Raw genomic sequence first — 1,989 nt, forward strand, 5'->3', positions numbered from 1 at the left:
CTGAACTGGCACCGACCCTGGCTGGCGATGCCCGGCGCGGCTTTGCGCGAGTGGCTCCAACTTGAGGGGCAAAGCTGGGTCGAAGACCCCAGCAACACCGACGAACGCTTCACCCGCAACCGCATCCGTGCGCGGGTCTTGCCCGCTTTGGCACAAGCCTTGCCCGCTTTTCGCGAAACCTTTGCCCGCAGCGCTGCCCATGCCGCGCAAGCCCAAGAGGTGTTGATCGAAGTGGCCACGCAAGACCTGTTGCAAGTGGGCGTGCCGCCCCGCATCCAGGCTTTGCAGCTGCTCAGCCGTGCACGTCAAGCGTTGGTCTTGCGCCACTGGCTGCGGCAGCACCACGCCACCACACCCAGCACCGCGCAGCTGACGGAACTGCTCGACCAAGTGGCCGCGTGCACCACTCGGGGGCATCGACTGGACTTGAAAGCCGGGCAGGGCCATGTCGTGCGCGAGGGCTTGCAGCTGGGCTGGCACGCGGATTGATCGCAAGGCTGGCCTCGGGGTCAAGAAAGCGCCAGCCCCGTGGGTACAATTGACAGGCTTTGCTGGGCTTCGAAATTCGGCCATCCAACAGGGGTGCAAGCATGCTCAGCGCCTGCCAAGACCGCACCCGGCCTTACTTTTTTATGCAAAATTCAAAATGGCTTTGATCGTTCACAAATACGGCGGCACCTCGATGGGCTCGACCGAGCGCATCCGCAATGTCGCCAAGCGCGTGGCCAAATGGGCGCGTGCAGGCCACCAAATCGTGGTGGTGCCCAGCGCCATGAGCGGCGAGACCAACCGCTTGCTCGGACTGGCCAAAGAGCTCTCGCCCGCCAAGCCCGACATTGCCTACCACCGCGAACTCGACATGCTCGCCTCCACTGGAGAACAGGCTTCGTCGGCGCTTTTGGCGATTGCGCTGCAAGCCGAAGGCCAGCCCTCAGTCAGCTACGCCGGCTGGCAAGTGGCCATCAAAACCAACGACGCCTTCACCAAAGCCCGCATCGAGTCGATTGACGACAAACGCGTGCGTGCCGACCTGAACGCGGGCAAAGTCGTGATCATCACCGGCTTTCAAGGGGTGGATGACAACGGCAACATCACCACGTTGGGCCGTGGCGGCTCGGACACCTCGGCCGTGGCCGTGGCTGCGGCAATGAAGGCCCACGAATGCCTCATCTTCACCGATGTGGACGGCGTCTACACCACCGACCCCCGCGTGGTGCCCGAGGCCCGTCGCCTGACCACCGTGAGCTTTGAAGAGATGCTGGAGATGGCCTCGATGGGCTCCAAAGTCCTGCAAATTCGGTCGGTTGAATTTGCCGGCAAATACAAAGTGCCCATGCGCGTGCTGTCGAGCTTCACCCCTTGGGACATTGACATCAACGAAGAAGCCGCATCTGGCACCCTGATCACTTTTGAGGAGGACGAAAAAATGGAACAAGCCGTCGTTTCCGGCATCGCATTCAACCGCGACGAAGCCAAAATCTCTGTGTTGGGCGTGCCCGACAAGCCCGGCATTGCGTACCAAATTCTGGGTGCCGTGGCCGATGCCAACATCGAAGTCGATGTGATCATCCAGAACCTGAGCAAAGACGGCAAGACCGACTTCAGCTTCACCGTGCACCGCAACGATTACGCCAAAACCATCGACCTGCTTCAGGAAAAAGTGTTGCCAGCGCTTGGCGCAGCAGAGGTGACGGGCGACGCCAAAATCTGCAAAGTATCGATCGTCGGCATCGGCATGCGCAGCCATGTGGGCGTGGCCAGCAAGATGTTCCGCAGCCTGAGCGAAGAGGGCATCAACATCCAGATGATCTCGACCTCAGAAATCAAGACCTCGGTCGTGATCGACGAAAAATACATGGAATTGGCTGTGCGCGCCCTGCACAAAGCCTTCGATCTGGACCAAGCCTGAGTTATAATTTGACACACTGGAAACGTGACCGAGTGGCCGAAGGTGCTCCCCTGCTAAGGGAGTATGGGGTGTAGAGCCTC

The 1,989-nt window shown here is 60.4% G+C and carries 2 protein-coding genes; both read left to right on the forward strand.

What is annotated here, in order from left to right; all coding sequences use genetic code 11:
- Window positions 1-489 (forward strand): TilS substrate-binding domain-containing protein (locus tag Q0341_RS00045; RefSeq protein ID WP_299509630.1); only part of this gene is annotated, 489 nt, incomplete at its 5' end.
- A gap of 157 nt (window positions 490-646) precedes the next feature.
- Complete coding sequence (locus Q0341_RS00050) at window positions 647-1,909, forward strand: aspartate kinase (protein WP_299509632.1); 1,263 nt, start codon at window positions 647-649, stop codon at window positions 1,907-1,909.
- Window positions 1,910-1,989: the final 80 nt, after the last annotated feature.

This window comes from uncultured Limnohabitans sp. (assembly GCF_937889215.1).
Taxonomy (GTDB): domain Bacteria; phylum Pseudomonadota; class Gammaproteobacteria; order Burkholderiales; family Burkholderiaceae_C; genus Limnohabitans_A.

What these genes read in the sequence shown, in the direction of transcription:
- Q0341_RS00050 (WP_299509632.1), top strand. Translation starts at nt 647, where the DNA reads ATGGCTTTGATCGTTCACAAATACGGCGGCACCTCGATGGGCTCGACC.